The organism is Streptomyces coryli, assembly GCF_011044975.1.
GTDB classification, from domain to species: domain Bacteria; phylum Actinomycetota; class Actinomycetes; order Streptomycetales; family Streptomycetaceae; genus Streptomyces; species Streptomyces coryli.
On the sequence record NZ_JAAKZV010000208.1, the window covers coordinates 1 to 15,024 of the forward strand.

Sequence of the window (15,024 nt, forward strand, 5' to 3'; positions counted from 1 at the left end):
GTGCGGTTGGGCGGCCGGCCGTCAGTTGGCGGCGGGGGCTGAGTCGTTGCGGTGGCGGGCGTAGTGGCGGGCGGCACGGGTGCGATTGCTGCAGGCCGTCTTGCAGAACTCCTGGCGGGGGGCGTCCTTCAGGAAGTACTGCACGCAGCGAGGCGCCGGGCAGGCCCGTAGGCGGGAGCGGTCCGGGCCGGTCAGAAGGTCGATGGCTGCGCGGGCGGCGAGGCCGGCGAGGTCGGGGGACGCCTGGTCCGGGGACGCCTGGTCCGGGGACGCCTGGTCCGAGGACGCCTGGTCCGGGAACGCCTGGCCGGCCGAGGAACCGGCGGTGGTGCCGAGGGGTGCCTCGCGTCGGCGGGCTGTCGGCTTCGGCTCCCCTGCCACGCTGTCGGGCTCCAGCTCGAGCGTGAACGGGACCCGTACCGAGGCCGCGTTGAGCACCCCAGCTGCATCGGCGGGGGCGAGGCCGGGTTTGCCCCCCACCGCCTGCGCGAACAGTGCCCGCGTCGCGTCCCGTACCGCCAGCACCTCGGTGAGGGCGATCGGGTTGGCCGCATAGCCAGGCAGCCCCGCCTGTTCCCGTGCCCAGGACGTCAGCGCCTCGGGGCTGGTAAGCGTCTCGGTCCGGCCGCTGCCTCCGTCCGCATGCCGGGTGGTGCGGGTCAGCCGCAGTGCCAGGTTCACCGGATCTCCCTCCATGCCTGCCTGTACCCCCCTGCGAATGCATAGTAGTTTTCCCAACGGTTAGAGTCCACGCTAAACGTTAGAAGGAGGTCCATCGTTATGCACCTGCTCGCGCACATCAGCGACCCGCACATAGACGGCACCGACCGGGCGACCGAGCGCGCCACCCGGGTCATGGACTACGTCCGTTCGCTGCCGCGGCAGCCGGACGCGGTGCTCGTCAGCGGGGACATTGCGCATCGGGCCGAGCCGGCCGAGTACGAGGAGGCCGCCCGCATCTTCGCCGCCGGTGCGCAGCCGGTCATCATGACGCCGGGCAACCATGACCTGCGGGCGCCGTACCGCAAGGTGCTGCTCGGAGACGGCGATGGCGGCGATGGCCGCGATGGTGGCGATAGCGACAATGACGGCGAGGCCCCCATCAACAGCCTCCACCACATCGGCGACCTGGCCCTCCTCGCCTGCGACTCCAGCATCCCCGGCCGCGGCGAGGGCCTGCTCGAGCCCGCCACGCTCGACTGGATCTCGGACTCCCTCGACTCCCTCGGCCCTGACACCCCGGCCCTGCTCGCCTTCCACCACCCGCCGGTGCGGCTGCACCACCCGTACATCGACGGGATCATGCTCCGCAACGGCGACGAGCTCGCCGCCCTGATCGCGGACCGGCCCCAGGTGCTTGCCGTACTCGTCGGGCATGCGCACACCCCCGCCGCCACGACGTTCGCCGGACGGCCGCTGCTCGTGGCGCCAGGGGTGCACACGACCCTGAACCTCCCCTGGCAGGAGGCCGACCACCCAGTCGACCGCGACCTGCCGCCCGGCCTCGCCTTCCACGTCATCGACGACGACCGCCGGATCACCACCCACTTCCGCGTCGTGCCATAGAGCCGTAGAGCCATAGAGCCGCAGTGCGCAGTGCCGCAGAGCCGCAGAGCCGTAGCCCCCACACACGCCAAGAGCCCGGCACCGCCGCACAGAGGAGCGGTGCCGGGCTCCACCCCCGGGCCACTGGGGGTGTCAGCGGGTGCTGGTCAGGCGGCTCAGAAGGCCGCCTCGTCCAGCTCCATCAGGGACTGGTCGATGTTCTCTGCCGCGGCGCGCTCGACCGCGACGCCGGGGAGGACGTTCGCCGCGAAGAACTTCGCCGCCGCGAGCTTGCCCTGGTAGAAGGACACGTCCTTGGCCGGGGCGCTCGGCAGCTTCTCCGCGGCCACCGCGGCGCCGCGCAGCAGCAGGTAGCCGATGACGACGTCGCCCGAGGCCAGCAGCAGGCGGGTCGTGTTCAGGCCCACCTTGTAGATGGACTTCACGTCCTGCTCGGTGGCCGCCAGGTCGGCGAGCATCGTGCCGACCATGGCCTCCAGCTCCGTCGCCGCCTTCGCCAGCTCGGCGCGGGCGCCCGCCAGCTGGTCGCCGCCGGTCTCCTGGGCCAGGAACTTCTTGATCTCCTCGCTCAGCGAGGTCAGCGCCTGGCCCTGGTTACGGACGATCTTCCGGAAGAAGTAGTCCTGCCCCTGGATCGCCGTGGTGCCCTCGTAGAGCGTGTCGATCTTGGCGTCCCGGATGTACTGCTCGATCGGGTACTCCTGCAGATAGCCCGACCCGCCGAAGGTCTGCAGCGACTGCGCCAGCTGCTCGTACGACTTCTCCGAGCCGTAGCCCTTCACGATCGGGAGCAGCAGGTCGTTCAGCGCGTGCTCGGCCGAAGCGTCCTCGCCCGCGGACTCCTTGACCTGGATCGTGTCCTGTACGGACGCCGTGTACAGCACCAGCGCCCGCATGCCCTCCGCGTACGCCTTCTGCGTCATCAGTGAGCGGCGCACGTCCGGGTGGTGGGTGATCGAGACCCGCGGCGCGGCCTTGTCGGTGAACTGCGCCAGGTCCGGGCCCTGGATGCGCTCCTTGGCGTACTCGAGGGCGTTCAGGTACCCGGTCGACAGCGTCGCGATCGCCTTCGTGCCGACCATCATCCGCGCGAACTCGATGATCTTGAACATCTGGCGGATGCCGTCGTGCTTCTCGCCCAGCAGCCAGCCCTTTGCCGGGCGGCCGTTCTGGCCGAAGGTCATCTCGCACGTGTTGGAGGCCTTCAGGCCCATCTTGTGCTCGACGTTGGTGGCATAGGCGCCGTTGCGCTCGCCGAGCTCGCCGGTCTCCCAGTCGAAGTCGTACTTCGGGACGACGAAGAGCGACAGGCCCTTCGTGCCCGGGCCGTGCCCCTCGGGGCGGGCCAGCACGAAGTGGACGATGTTCTCCTCCATGTCGTGCTCACCGGAGGTGATGAAGCGCTTCACGCCGTCGATGTGCCAGGAGCCGTCCTCCTGCTTGACGGCCTTGGTACGGCCCGCGCCCACGTCCGAGCCGGCGTCCGGCTCGGTCAGCACCATGGTGGAGCCCCAGGTGCGGTCGACCATGATCTTCGCGATCTTCTGCTGCTCCTCCGTGCCCTCGGTGTGCAGCACGCCGGCGAAGGCCGGGCCTGACGCGTACATCCAGACGGCCGGGTTCGAGCCGAGCACCATCTCCGCGTACGACCAGATCAGGGTCGAAGGGGCGGTGGTGCCGCCGATGGCCTCCGGGATGCCCAGCCGCCACCACTCGGCGTCCATGTACGCCTTGTAGCTCTTCTTGAAGCTCTCCGGCACGGGGGCGGTGTGGGTCTCGGGGTCGAAGACCGGGGGGTTGCGGTCTGCGTCCGTGTACGACGCGGCGAGGTCGTTCTCCGCGAGGCGGGCGATCTCCGCGAGGACGCTCTTGGCGGTCTCGACGTCCATCTCCGCGAAGGGACCGGTGCCGTACAGCTCGTCGCGGCCCAGCACCTCGAAGAGGTTGAACTCGATGTCCCGGAGATTCGACTTGTAGTGGCCCATACGACAGCTCCGAATATCAGGCAGGGGATCAGCGCCATCATCATGCTACCCGCCAGTAATAAAGCGCAACCCTAAGGCGGCCATCTGTGCCTGTGGGACTCGTTACCCTCTAGGGCATGTACGGCTACGACCAGAACCAGGGGCAGTACGCCGGCTACCAGGAGCCGCCCGCCTACCCCGAGCCCTCGCCGCCCTCGCTCGCCGAGGCCGTGCGCGGCTTCACCACGGGCGCGATGAGCTCGGAGGACTTCCAGCAGATCTTCGCCACGTCGAAGATCTACTGCCCGCGCGGCGACAACCCCGGCTTCCTCGCGCTGCACAACACCCAGCAGCCGGTGATCCCGCTCTTCAGCTCGCTGAAGGAGCTGCGCTCGTACGCGGGCAAGGAGTCGAAGTACTTCACGGTGACCGGAGCCGAGGTCATCGACCTGCTGCCCACCGGGTACGGCTTCGTGCTCGACATAGAGGGCGAGCACCGCATGGTGGTGGACGCGAAGGCGGTCGAGGAGATGGTCGACTTCGCGATGCGCCGCATGTACGGCTGACCTGCGGTCGGCTACTCGCGCCGGGGCTGCCCACCGGGGCTCCGCCCCGGACCCCGTCGGCGCTGCGCGCCTTGCCCTCAAGCGCCGGGCAGGCTTGATTTCGGCGTTGCGCACCCCACCGGCTCCCCGCCAGGGGAATGCGCTCGCCTTGCCTTCCGTTGAGAGTTCAACTACCTTGAGAGTTGAACTACCGAGGAGGCCCGTCATGCCTGCCGTAACCGTCGAGAACCCCCTGGCCCTGCCCCGCGTCGCCGCCCCCGCGGACGCCGAAGCGCGTCCCGTGCTGGCCGTGACCACCGCGCCCAGCGGCTTCGAGGGTGAGGGCTTTCCGGTGCGCCGGGCCTTCGCCGGGATCAACTACCAGCACCTGGATCCGTTCATCATGATGGATCAGATGGGCGAGGTGGAGTACGCGCCGGGCGAGCCCAAGGGCACCCCCTGGCACCCGCACCGCGGCTTCGAGACCGTCACGTACATCATCGACGGGATCTTCGACCACCAGGACTCCAACGGTGGCGGCGGCACCATCACCAACGGCGACACCCAGTGGATGACCGCCGGCAGCGGCCTCCTCCACATCGAGGCGCCGCCCGAGCACCTCGTCACCTCCGGCGGGCTCTTCCACGGGCTGCAGCTGTGGGTGAACCTCCCGGCCAAGGACAAGATGATGGCCCCGCGCTATCAGGACATCCGCGGCGGCACCGTCCAGCTGCTCACCTCCCCGGACGGCGGCGCGCTGCTCCGCGTCATCGCCGGCGAGCTCGACGGGCACGCAGGGCCCGGCATCACCCACACCCCGATCACGATGGTGCACGCCACCCTCGCGCCCGGCGCGGAGATCACGCTGCCGTGGCGGGAGGACTTCAACGGCCTCGCCTACGTCCTCGCCGGCCGCGGCAGCGTCGGCGCCGACCGCCGTCCCGTGCACACCGGCCAGACCGCCGTCTTCGGCTCCGGCTCGTCGCTGACCGTACGGGCGGACGCCACCCAGGACGCCCACACGCCCGACCTCGAGGTCGTCCTCCTCGGCGGGCAGCCGATCCGGGAGCCGATGGCGCATTACGGGCCGTTCGTCATGAACACCCGGGCCGAGCTGCAGCAGGCCTTCGACGACTTCCAGAAGGGCCGGCTCGGCACCGTCCCGGCCGTGCACGGCATGTCCGAGGGCGGACTCTAGAACCGGCTGGAGAACCGGCACTAGAACGTGTCTTACGTCGTCCGAGGCACCCGGTGCCACCCCCGGCGGCTCAAGCGGTGCGAGGCTTCGCTGAACGGATAAGACTCAGTGGAATGAAGTACCTCGTACGTGAACGGCTCTTCGGCATTGGCGACGACTCATGGGTGGAGGACGAGCACGGCGCGAAGGCCTTTCACATCGACGGCAAGGTGGGACGGCTCCGCGACACCCTGGAGCTGCAGGATCCGGGCGGCGCCGTCGCCGCCCTGGTGAAGCAGAAGCTCGCGAGCTGGCGCCCCTCCATGACCATCGAGCGCGACGGGGAGCTGCTGTGCACCGTGAAGCGGAAGCGGCTGACGCTGCTCCGCGAGCGGTTCGTGGCGAAGCTGGCCACCGGTGAGCAGGTCGACGTCATCGGCAACTTCGTCGACAAGGAATTCGACATCGAATACGAGGGCGTCCGGCTCGCCCGGATCTCCCGCAGATGGTTCCGGCTGCGGGACACGTACGCCGTCGACGTCCGCCACCAGGACGCCGACCCGGCGCTGCTCATCGCCATCGCGATCTGCGTCGACCGAATAGCGGAGCGGGAACGCACCGAGGACCACTGATCACCCACCCGGGGTCACGAGGGCCACGAGGAGCTACAGGCTGGTGTCCAGCCACCGCACCTCGTGGCCCTCGGTCGGATCCGGGGCCTCCCAGCGGCGCAGCATCCGCTCGACCGCCGCGGCCGGGACCGGTTCGCGGCGGCCGGCGTTACGGGCGCGGAGCTGCTCCGGCGGGGCCTCCAGGGCCACGATCTGCACCCGCCCGCGGTAGTCCGCGATCAGGCCCGTGCACTGGCGGCGCAGGTCGCGGCTGATGTTGGTGGCGTTCCAGACGAACGGCTCCCCCGCCCGCAGATGCCGCCGCGCCGCCTCCTGCGCGGCCGCGATCACCGGGCCCTGGTTGTCCGTCGGGGCCACGCCCAGTTCCGTACGCAGCGCGTCGAGGCTGACCACGGGCACGCCCGGGCGGTGTTCCGCGATCCAGTGGTCCTTGCCGACGGCCGGCAGCCCGGAGAGGACCGTGACCGTGGCGCGGGTGTCGTCGTACGCGGCGTAGTCCGGGTCGCGGCCAGGGGTGCGGAAGAAGGTGAAGCGGGCGTGGTCGGAGGGGAAGGGGCGCGGCCCTGTCAGACAGCGCTCTTCCGCGCAGAACTCGCGGTACAGCGCGATGTTCTCCAGCACCTCGTCCGCGTCCGCGCAGACCCGGCCGAGGATGTCTGCGGTCGCGAGCACCGCCAGGTCCTCGTTGCTCGCCAGCAGGCTCGCCCGGTACGCGATCCGGCGCAGGTCGTCGCGCGGGCGCTCCAGGCCCCAGAACGGCACCTGGTGGTGGCGTACCAGCGCGGCCACGTGCTCGCGCCACGCCGCCGGGGCGCCCAGCTCCCACAGCAGCCGGCGGGCGAGCAGGTCGCCGCGGCGGGAGTGCCCGTGCGCGGTGATGCGGCCGGTGCCGGGGTCGGTGCGGGTGCAGTACGGCTTGGCGGCGTCGTGGAGGAGGACGGCGGCGAAGAGCCGGACGCGGTCCTCCCGCGTACGGGAGCGCCACTCCGGCAGGGCGGACAGCACCTCGACGGCCATCCGCGTGTGCACGGCGACGTCGCCCTCGGCGTGGTGCACGGCGTCCTGCGGGACGCCTTCGAGGCGGCGGATCCAGGGGAAGGCGGCGGCGACCGCGTCCCAGTCCACCGTCCAGCCGGGGGCGTCCGGGCACAGGTCCTCAAACTCCCGCATACATCACCGCCGGGTCCGCGAGCCGGTTCGGCAGGATCGGGCGGTCGTGCCAGTGGGTGCCCGCGTCGAGGATCGAGGTCAGGAAGGACGCCCGGACCCACTTCAGGCGGCCGGTCGTCCGTCCGCCCTCCTCGATCTTGAGGTAGAGCCCCTCCATCTCGTCCGCGCGGTCGGTCTCGGCGGCCACCCGCTCCGGGTCGAGCCCGGCCTCGCGGGCGGCGTCCGTCAGCGCCGAGCGCCATCCGGTCGTACGGGCCGTGGACGGACCCACCAGGTCGGTGATCTCCTGCGGCCGCTTCACCGCGCCCTCGTGCAGCACCGGTACGGACGTCACCGGCGCCCCGGCGAGGAGCTCGCGCCGGGCCGGCGTCGACAGGAAGCTGTCATCGGTCCGGTCGAGGATGTCGAACTCGCAGAAGTAGTGCGGCAGCGCGTCGTAGAAGACGGTGTGCTTGGCGTAGAGCCACTCGCCGTAGAGCACGTACCGGTCGCCGAGCCGCTCCCACAGCGGCTCCCGCACCACCGACGCCCAGGCCTTCAGCTGCGCGAACTGCTTCTCCCGCGGGCCGCCGCTCAGATAGTGCCCGCGCGACTGCAGCCGCAGCTCGCCGGCGGCGGTGAAGCTGATGGCGGCGTTGGCGCCGTCGAGCTTCTCCTCCACCACCAGGTGGCGGCCGGCTATCTCGGCGAAGGGCACCGCGTCCAGGTCCTCGTCACCGGGCTGGAGCCGGGAGCCGGACAGGTGCGGGGTGCGCGGGTACTTGCGCAGCATGCCCTCGTTTGTAGCGATGAACGAGGGCCCCTGGCCAACGATTTACAGCTGCCGGTCCTTCAGCGCCGGGAAGGACTCGCGGTACTTCGCCACCGCCGCCAGGTCCAGGTCCGCCGTGATGACCTGCTCCTCCGCATCCTCCGCGGCCGCCAGGATCTCGCCGTCCGGCGCGATGATCATGCTGTGCCCCGCCTGCGGCACCCCCGCGTGCGTGCCCGCCGTGCCGCAGGCCAGGACGTACGCCTGGGACTCGATCGCGCGGGCCTGCGCCAGCACCGTCCAGTGCGCGCGCCGCTTCTCCGGCCAGCCGGCCGGGAGCAGCAGCACCTGCGCGCCCCCGTCGACCAGCAGCCGGAACAGCTCGGGGAAGCGCAGGTCGTAGCAGGTGGCGAGGCCGAGCGTGGTGCCCAACGCGGCCAGCGTCACCGGCTGCTCGCCCGCCTCCATCAGCTCCTTCTCGCCCTTCGCGAAGCCGAAGCGGTGGATCTTGCGGTAGGTGGCGGCCAGTTGGCCGTCGGGGGCGAAGACCAATGAGGTGTTGTAGAGGTCGCCGTCCGCGGTCCGCTCCACGATCGAGCCCGCGTGCAGCCATACGTCCGCGTCCCGCGCGGCCGCCGCCATCGCCGTGGCCGTCGGGCCGTCGAGGGCTTCCGCTTCCGGGGCGAAGAGGTCGTACGCGAAGGCTCCCATTGGCCAAAGCTCGGGGAGCACGATCAGGTCCGCGCCCGCGTGCGCCCGTACCAGCGCTCCTGCTCGTGCACGACGCGATTCAGGGGTTTCGTCCGGGTCCACACCGATCTGGATGAGCGAGGCGCGCACACTATCACCGTCCTGCCGTCAAGGCCCGGTCTACGGACCTCTAATCGTCACCCGAAAGCACTGCCGGGCTGCCCGGCCGCAGCGTAACTTAGACCCATCTGTGCAACCCGCGAACGCTGTGTTGCCCGTGAAACGAATGCCCGAGGGGTTCCGTGACCGTCCACTCTTCCCTGCAGCCGTACGTCGATGCCTGGACCCACGCCACCACGGCGATATCCGAGCTTGTGTCCCCCCTCGCGGATGGCGAGTGGCACAGAGCGAGCGGGCTGCCGGGCTGGTCGGTCAAGGACGTCGTCTCCCACATCATCGGGATGGAGTGCGAGGGCCTCGGTGATCCGCGGCCGATCCACACGCTCCCGGTGGACCTGTACCACGTCAAGACCGAGTGGCAGCGGTACATGGAAGTCCAGGTGGACATACGGCGCCACCACACCGGGCCGGAGATGACCTCCGAGCTGGAGTATGTGCTGATCCGCCGCGGCCGGCAGCTGCGCAACGAGAACCGCGGCCCCGACGACAAGGTGCGCGGGCCGCTCGGGCGGCAGGTCCGGATCGAGGACTATCTGCGCGACCGCGCCTTCGACGTCTGGGTGCACGAGCAGGATCTGCGCCGGGCGCTCGGCAAGCCGGGGAATCTGGACTCGGCGGGCGCGCTGGTCGCCCGCGACCTGCTGGTGGAGCGGCTGGCGAAGGTCGTCGCCAAGGACGCCCAGGCGGCGCCGGAGACGGTGGTCGTCGTGGACGTCACGGGCGCGCTGGACTTCATGCGTACGGTCCGGGTCGACAAGGACGGCCGCGGCAGCGTCGACGGCAGCGTCTCGCTCGGCCCCGCGGTGACCCTGTCCACGAACTGGGAGACATATCTGCGGCTGGCCACCGGGCGGACCACCGTCGCGGCCGTCGAGGAGCAGGTGAAGGTCGAGGGCGACCAGAAGCTGGCGGCGGCGATCCTGCGGAACTTCGCGGTCACGCCGTAGCCCGATACCTTTCTGACGGCGCGTCAGCCCGGAGCCGCTGACGTGTCGTCACCCGTCTGGCCCGCGCATTCATCCGGGCGGCAGCGCCCACCGCGCGCGGCGGCGCGCATCCGCACACGCTGAGCATGTGACGATCAGCCTGGAACAACTCAGCCGATGCACGGTCGCCGTCGACATGGGCGCCGCCCGGACCCGTATCTACATCAAGGGCTCAGGGCTTGTGGTCGACGAGCCCAGCTACGCCGCGATCAACCGGGCCACCGGCGCCTTGCTCGCCGTGGGCACCGAGGCCGAGCGGATGATGGGACGCACCCCCGCGCACATCCGGGTGGTGCGGCCGGTCGGCGCCGCCGGCATCAATGACATCGAGATGGCCCAGCGCATGCTCCGCTATCTGGTCGACGACCGGATCCGGCGGGCCTGGCGCTTCAACCCGTCGCTGCGCGCCGCCGCCTGCGTGCCGCACGACGCCGAGCCGCTCGCCCAGCGCGCGGTGATCGACACCCTCGCCGGCGTCGGCGCGCGGCGGGTGCTGCTGGTGGACACGCTGATCGCGGGCGCGGTCGGCTGCGGGCTGCCGGTGGCCGAGGCCGAGGGCGCGCTGATCGCCGTCTGCGGGGCGGCGATGACGCAGGTCGCGGTGCTGTCGCTGGGGAATGTGGTGGCGGCCGAGAAGATCCCCGTCGGCGGCTACGCGGTGGAGCGGGCGCTGGTGGAGTACTTCCGCACCCACCACGGGCTCTTCCTGAGCGCCCAGAAGGCGCGGTCCGTGCACGAGCGGCTCAGCGCCGCGGTCGCGGCCGGGGAGCGTACCGCCGAGGTGCACGGCCGCGACGTGATCACCGGCCTGCGCCGTACGGTCACCGCGGACCCGCTGGAGGCGGAGCGGGCGGCGTGCACGCCGATGCTCGCGGTCTTCGACGGCATCCGCGCGGTGCTCCGGCGCTGCCCGCCTGACCTGGTCGCGGACGTCGGCGAGCGCGGCGTGATGCTCGCGGGCGGCAACGCCGCGATGCCGGGCCTGGAGGCGATGCTGCGGGAGGCCGCCCGGCTCCCGGTGCATGTGGCCGAGCACCCGGGTGTGGCCCCGATCCTGGGCCTGGGCGCGCTGCTCAACGGTGGCACCGGCGGCTTCGACTACGCGCCCGAGGAGGTCTCGCAGACCCCCGCCCTGGACGCGCTCGAGTACGACGAGCTGCCGGAGCAGCTGGGCCACGACGAGGACGGCGGGCAGGTCATGCCGGAACGTGAACGGTCTCGATCCGGCTGGCAACGAGCCGCTCGCGCTCTCGGCGTTGGGCGCGACCGCGAAGGCGCAGGATCGCGCTGACCCCGATCCCCTCCAGCACGAAGACGGTGGCGAAGGCGATCCGGTAGTTGTCGCCGGTGGCGTCCAGGAGGATGCCGACCGCGAGCAGCGTGGTCATCGAGGCGGTGAAGCCGCCCATGTTGACGATGCCGGAGGCGGTGCCGAGGCGCTCGGGCGGGTTGGCGGGCCGGGCGTAATCGAAGCCGATCATCGAGGCCGGGCCGCAGGCGCCGAGCACGACGCACAGCACGATCAGCAGCCAGTGCGGCGCCTGCCCCGGCCACGACAGCACGCCGCCCCAGGCGGCCGCGGTGGCGCCGACGGTGCCGAGGGCGAGCGGGGCGCGGGCGGCGTTGTGCCGGGCGACGGTCTGGCCGTAGACCAGGCCGACCGCCATGTTGGACAGCACGATCAGGGTGAGCAGCTCGCCGGCGGCGGCGCGGGACAGGCCCTGCGCTTCGACGAGGAAGGGCAGGCCCCACAGGAGCAGGAAGACCATCGCGGGGAACTGGGTGGTGAAGTGCACCCAGAAGCCCAGCTTGGTGCCCGGCTCCCGCCAGGTCTCGGCGATCTGCCGGCGGATGAAGCCGCGCCCCGCGGGGACGGTGGGGTCCGGCTTGGGCTCGTAACCCTTCGGGTGGTCGCGCAGGAAGAGCAGCACCAGGACGAGCATCAACGCGCCGGCCACCGCGCTGCCCGCGAAGGTCGGGGTCCAGCCGAAGATCTGCAGTACCCGGGCGAGGACCAGGGTGGAGACCAGGTTGCCCGCCATGCCGATGAGCCCGGCGACCTGTGCGACCAGCGGGCCGCGCTTGGCGGGGAACCAGCGGGAGCCGAGCCGCAGCACGCTGATGAACGTCATCGCGTCACCGCAGCCGAGCAGCGCGCGGGAGGCGAGCGCCGTCCCGTACGACTCGGAGAGCGCGAAGCCGAACTGGCCGAGGGTGTAGAGGACGATGCCGATCGACAGCACCTTGCGGGTGCCGAGCCGGTCGACCAGCAGGCCGACCGGTATCTGCATGCCGGCGTAGACCAGCAGCTGCAGGATCGAGAAGGCGGACAGCGCGGAGGCGCCGATCTCGAAGCGCTCCTGCGCGTCGATGCCGGCGACGCCGAGGCTGGTCCGGTACGTGACGGCGACGAAGTAGACCGCGACGCCGAGGCCCCAGACGGCGATGGCCTTGCGGCCGCCGGGCGGATCGCCGGGGCGGACGGGGGCCTCCGATATCGCGGTCATCGCGGCTCACCGCGCAGCAGGCTGCGGACGCCCGCGACGTGGTGGTGCACGGTGGCGACGGCAGCGTCGGCGTCCCCGGCGCGCAGCGCGGTGAGGATCTCGGCGTGCTCCCGGATGGTGATCTCCATCCGGCCCGGGTCGGACTGCACCATCGCGACGCCCATGCGCAGCTGGCGGTCGCGCAGCTGGTCGTAGAGGCGGACCAGGATGTCGTTGCCGGCGTGCTTGACGATGGCGGCGTGGAAGCAGCGGTCGGCCTTCACGGCAGCGGTGAGCTCGCCCGCGGCGACATGCTCCTTCAGCTCGTCGAGCAGCTCTTCGAGGCGCTCGAGGAGGGCGGCGGGCGCGGGCATGACCTTCCGGGTGGCGTGCTCCTCGACGAGCAGCCGGGTCTCGACCACGTCGGCGATCTCCTGCGCCGAGACCGGCAGCACCAGCGCGCCCTTCTTCGGGTAGAGCCGCAGCAGCCCCTCGGCCTCCAGCCGCAGCAGCGCCTCGCGCACGGGGGTGCGGCTGACGCCGACGGCCTCGGCCAGCTCGCCCTCGGTGAGCAGCATCCCGCCCTCGTAACGGCGGTCCAGGACGGCCTCTTTGACGTGGGCGTAGACCCGCTCGGCGGCGGGGGCGCGCTTGATCGGGGCAGGGGCTGGGGCAGGCATGCGCACAGCTTAGATACAACAGGTATGCGTGACGAGAGCGGGTCCGCGATGTGGACTGTTACGAACGCGGTGCCTGGGTTCGTACATCCCTGTGGCATGGTCGTGGGTCTGACAGCTGGAACCCCGCCCCTCAGGTTCCGATTTGACGCATTTACGCCATAGCGTCTCGCGAACTCGGAGCATCAGCCTTGATACGAAGCACCCTCAAAACGAAGCGTGGCCGCAGAGTCACCGGTGTCGCGCTCACGACCGCCGCGCTCGCCACCGCGGGGACACTGGCCTGGCCCGCACAGGGCGCCACCCCGCCGCCGACGGTGACCGCCAAGGGCGCGTACCTGATGGACGCGAAGAGCGGCGCCAAGATGTTCGGCAAGGCCGACAACACCAAGCGGCAGATGGCCTCCACCACCAAGGTGATGACGGCCGCCGTGGTACTGAAGTCGAGCAGCCTCGACCTGGACCGCTGGGTCACGGTCAAGCAGACCTACCGCGACTACGTGACCCGCGAGGGCGCGTCCACCGCGGGCCTGCGCAAGGGCGACAAGGTCACCGTGCGCCAGCTGCTCTACGCCATGATGCTGCCGTCCGGCTGCGACGCGGCGTACGCGCTCGCGGACACCTTCGGCAGCGGCTCGACGATCGCGGCGCGCACCAAGTCGTTCATCGGGAAGATGAACAAGAAGGCCGCCGACCTCGGCATGACGAACACGAAGTTCGACTCCTTCGACGGCATCTCGCAGGCCGGCGACAACTACACGACGCCGAAGGACCTGTCGAAGCTGGCCGCGTACGCGATCAAGGACACCACCTTCCAGAAGGTGGTGAAGTCCACCAAGACGGTGCGCAACGCCAAGACCTCGACCGGCGCCACGCGCGTCTACACCTGGTACAACACCAACCAGCTGCTGGGCTCGTACAGCGGCGCCATCGGCATCAAGACCGGCACGGGTACGGCCGCTGGGCCGTGCCTGGTCTTCGCCGCCGTCCGCGGCGACAAGTCGGTCGTCGGCGTCATCCTGAACGACGCCAACCGCTATACCAGCGCCGCGAAGATCCTCGACTACGGCTTCGGATCGAGCACGGCGTCCACCATGAAGCTGCGCAAGCTGCCGGAGGGCGCACAGCGCGACTAGCGGCTTCGCCGCGGTCGGGGAAAATGTGACGACGGGCGGTCCCTCTCGGGACCGCCCGTCTTCGCGTTCGCCCGGCCGCAGGCCGTTACGTCCAGGTGATCAGCCGCTTCGGGTGCTCCAGCACCCCGGCGATGTCGGCCAGCACCTTCGAGCCCAGTTCGCCGTCGACCAGGCGGTGGTCGAAGGAGAGCGCCAGCGTCGTGACGTGGCGGGGCTTGATCTTGCCCTTGTGGACCCAGGGCTGGAGCTTGATCTGGCCGAAGGCCAGGATCGCGGATTCGCCGGGGTTGAGGATCGGCGTGCCGGTGTCGACGCCGAAGACGCCGACGTTGGTGATCGTCACCGTGCCGTTCTGCATCGCCTCGGGGGTGGTCTTGCCCTCGCGGGCCGTGCCCACCAGGTCGCCCAGCGCTGCCGCCAGCTCCGGCAGCGTCATGGCGTCCGCGTCCTTGATGTTCGGGACGATGAGGCCCCGCGGCGTCGCGGCGGCGATGCCCAGGTTCACGTAGTGCTTGTGGACGATCTCCTGGTTCGCCTCGTCCCAGGCCGCGTTGACCTCCGGGTGGCGGCGGATGGCGACCAGGAACGCCTTCATGACGAGCAGCAGCGGATTCACCCGCAGGCCCGCCATGTCCGGGTCCTGCTTGAGCTCCTGGACGAGCTTCATGGTGCGGGTGACGTCCACCGTCACGAACTCGGTGACGTGCGGCGCGGTGAACGCGCTGTGCACCATCGCGTTGGCGGTGGCCTTGCGGACACCCTTCACCGGAATCCGGGTTTCCCGTCCTGTCGCCGGGATGGCGGCGGGCTGCGGCTGCGCGGCGGGGGCGGCTGCCGCCGCAGGCGCGGGGGCCGGGGCCGCCGCTGCGTGCACGTCCTCGCGGGTGATGACGCCGCCCTCGCCGGTGGGCACCACGGTGGTCAGGTCGACGCCGAGATCCTTGGCCAGCTTGCGTACGGGCGGCTTCGCCAGCGGGCGTTCGCCGGAGACCGCGGCGCTGCCCGCAGGAGCAGGCGCGGTGCCCGTCGCGTCGGCGGCCGCCGTAAACGTCCCGGGCCCACCC

The 15,024-nt window shown here is 70.9% G+C and carries 14 protein-coding genes and 1 pseudogene; 7 read left to right on the plus strand and 8 right to left on the minus strand.

Features of this window, described 5'->3' with window-relative positions:
• Positions 1-21: 21 nt before the first annotated feature.
• Positions 22-681 (minus strand): CGNR zinc finger domain-containing protein, encoded by a 660-nt coding sequence (locus G5C51_RS31875; RefSeq protein WP_338118377.1) that lies wholly within the window; start codon positions 679-681, stop codon positions 22-24.
• A 99-nt stretch (positions 682-780) separates the two neighbouring features.
• Here G5C51_RS31875 and G5C51_RS31880 point away from each other — a divergent pair, with 99 nt between their 5' ends.
• The gene (locus G5C51_RS31880) at positions 781-1,566 is read left to right on the plus strand and encodes a metallophosphoesterase (RefSeq protein ID WP_165242479.1); all 786 of its coding nucleotides are present in this window, start codon (positions 781-783) and stop codon (positions 1,564-1,566) included.
• 155 nt (positions 1,567-1,721) lie between these two features.
• On the opposite strand, the gene G5C51_RS31885 is transcribed toward G5C51_RS31880, so the two are convergent.
• Entirely contained in the window at positions 1,722-3,551 is a 1,830-nt protein-coding gene (locus G5C51_RS31885; RefSeq protein WP_165242481.1) for an acyl-CoA dehydrogenase, read from the minus strand.
• A 116-nt stretch (positions 3,552-3,667) separates the two neighbouring features.
• On the opposite strand from G5C51_RS31885, the gene G5C51_RS31890 reads away from it, so the two are divergent.
• The 3 genes from G5C51_RS31890 to G5C51_RS31900 all read left to right on the plus strand — a co-directional run bounded on the left by G5C51_RS31890 (position 3,668) and on the right by G5C51_RS31900 (position 5,884).
• Complete coding sequence (locus tag G5C51_RS31890) at positions 3,668-4,096, plus strand: SseB family protein (protein ID WP_165242483.1); 429 nt, start codon at positions 3,668-3,670, stop codon at positions 4,094-4,096.
• 205 nt (positions 4,097-4,301) lie between these two features.
• Positions 4,302-5,273: a pirin family protein gene (locus tag G5C51_RS31895; RefSeq protein ID WP_165242485.1), complete on the plus strand. Its 972-nt coding sequence runs from the start codon at positions 4,302-4,304 to the stop codon at positions 5,271-5,273.
• Positions 5,274-5,386: 113 nt separating this feature from the next.
• The gene (locus tag G5C51_RS31900; protein WP_165242487.1) at positions 5,387-5,884 is read left to right on the plus strand and encodes an LURP-one-related/scramblase family protein; all 498 of its coding nucleotides are present in this window, start codon (positions 5,387-5,389) and stop codon (positions 5,882-5,884) included.
• Between the two features lie 33 nt (positions 5,885-5,917).
• Here the strand turns inward: G5C51_RS31900 and G5C51_RS31905 are convergent, their stop codons facing one another.
• From G5C51_RS31905 to G5C51_RS31915, 3 genes are read right to left on the minus strand one after another with little or no spacing between them, the layout of a single operon-like run.
• Positions 5,918-7,054, minus strand: coding sequence for an AAA family ATPase (locus G5C51_RS31905; protein ID WP_165242489.1), 1,137 nt, complete (start codon positions 7,052-7,054; stop codon positions 5,918-5,920).
• Positions 7,041-7,826, minus strand: coding sequence for an RNA ligase family protein (locus G5C51_RS31910; protein ID WP_165242491.1), 786 nt, complete (start codon positions 7,824-7,826; stop codon positions 7,041-7,043). Before G5C51_RS31910 ends, G5C51_RS31905 begins: the two co-directional genes overlap by 14 nt.
• Before the next feature lie 42 nt (positions 7,827-7,868).
• On the minus strand, positions 7,869-8,645 hold the full coding sequence (locus G5C51_RS31915; RefSeq protein WP_165242493.1) for a nitrilase-related carbon-nitrogen hydrolase: 777 nt from the start codon (positions 8,643-8,645) through the stop codon (positions 7,869-7,871).
• Between the two features lie 152 nt (positions 8,646-8,797).
• On the opposite strand from G5C51_RS31915, the gene G5C51_RS31920 reads away from it, so the two are divergent.
• On the plus strand, positions 8,798-9,622 hold the full coding sequence (locus G5C51_RS31920) for a maleylpyruvate isomerase family mycothiol-dependent enzyme (RefSeq protein WP_165242495.1): 825 nt from the start codon (positions 8,798-8,800) through the stop codon (positions 9,620-9,622).
• 127 nt (positions 9,623-9,749) lie between these two features.
• Positions 9,750-10,742, plus strand: a pseudogene (locus G5C51_RS31925) (rod shape-determining protein); the annotation flags it as partial.
• A 115-nt stretch (positions 10,743-10,857) separates the two neighbouring features.
• Here the strand turns inward: G5C51_RS31925 and G5C51_RS31930 are convergent.
• Both G5C51_RS31930 and G5C51_RS31935 read right to left on the minus strand, forming a co-directional pair.
• Positions 10,858-12,168, minus strand: coding sequence for an MFS transporter (locus G5C51_RS31930; protein ID WP_165242499.1), 1,311 nt, complete (start codon positions 12,166-12,168; stop codon positions 10,858-10,860).
• Positions 12,165-12,827: a GntR family transcriptional regulator gene (locus G5C51_RS31935; RefSeq protein ID WP_165242501.1), complete on the minus strand. Its 663-nt coding sequence runs from the start codon at positions 12,825-12,827 to the stop codon at positions 12,165-12,167. The genes G5C51_RS31930 and G5C51_RS31935 overlap by 4 nt, the downstream gene beginning before the upstream one ends.
• A 191-nt stretch (positions 12,828-13,018) precedes the next feature.
• On the opposite strand from G5C51_RS31935, the gene G5C51_RS31940 reads away from it, so the two are divergent.
• Positions 13,019-13,960 (plus strand): D-alanyl-D-alanine carboxypeptidase family protein, encoded by a 942-nt coding sequence (locus tag G5C51_RS31940; RefSeq protein ID WP_165242505.1) that lies wholly within the window; start codon positions 13,019-13,021, stop codon positions 13,958-13,960.
• Between the two features lie 85 nt (positions 13,961-14,045).
• On the opposite strand, the gene G5C51_RS31945 is transcribed toward G5C51_RS31940, so the two are convergent.
• Positions 14,046-15,024: dihydrolipoamide acetyltransferase family protein (locus G5C51_RS31945; RefSeq protein WP_165242503.1), on the minus strand; the 979-nt coding region annotated here is incomplete at its 5' end.

What these genes read in the sequence shown, in the direction of transcription:
- G5C51_RS31910 (WP_165242491.1), bottom strand. Translation starts at nt 7,826, where the DNA reads ATGCTGCGCAAGTACCCGCGCACCCCGCACCTGTCCGGCTCCCGGCTC.
- G5C51_RS31895 (WP_165242485.1), top strand. Translation starts at nt 4,302, where the DNA reads ATGCCTGCCGTAACCGTCGAGAACCCCCTGGCCCTGCCCCGCGTCGCC.
- G5C51_RS31880 (WP_165242479.1), top strand. Translation starts at nt 781, where the DNA reads ATGCACCTGCTCGCGCACATCAGCGACCCGCACATAGACGGCACCGAC.
- G5C51_RS31905 (WP_165242489.1), bottom strand. Translation starts at nt 7,054, where the DNA reads ATGCGGGAGTTTGAGGACCTGTGCCCGGACGCCCCCGGCTGGACGGTG.
- G5C51_RS31930 (WP_165242499.1), bottom strand. Translation starts at nt 12,168, where the DNA reads ATGACCGCGATATCGGAGGCCCCCGTCCGCCCCGGCGATCCGCCCGGC.
- G5C51_RS31890 (WP_165242483.1), top strand. Translation starts at nt 3,668, where the DNA reads ATGTACGGCTACGACCAGAACCAGGGGCAGTACGCCGGCTACCAGGAG.
- G5C51_RS31935 (WP_165242501.1), bottom strand. Translation starts at nt 12,827, where the DNA reads ATGCCTGCCCCAGCCCCTGCCCCGATCAAGCGCGCCCCCGCCGCCGAG.
- G5C51_RS31885 (WP_165242481.1), bottom strand. Translation starts at nt 3,551, where the DNA reads ATGGGCCACTACAAGTCGAATCTCCGGGACATCGAGTTCAACCTCTTC.
- G5C51_RS31900 (WP_165242487.1), top strand. Translation starts at nt 5,387, where the DNA reads ATGAAGTACCTCGTACGTGAACGGCTCTTCGGCATTGGCGACGACTCA.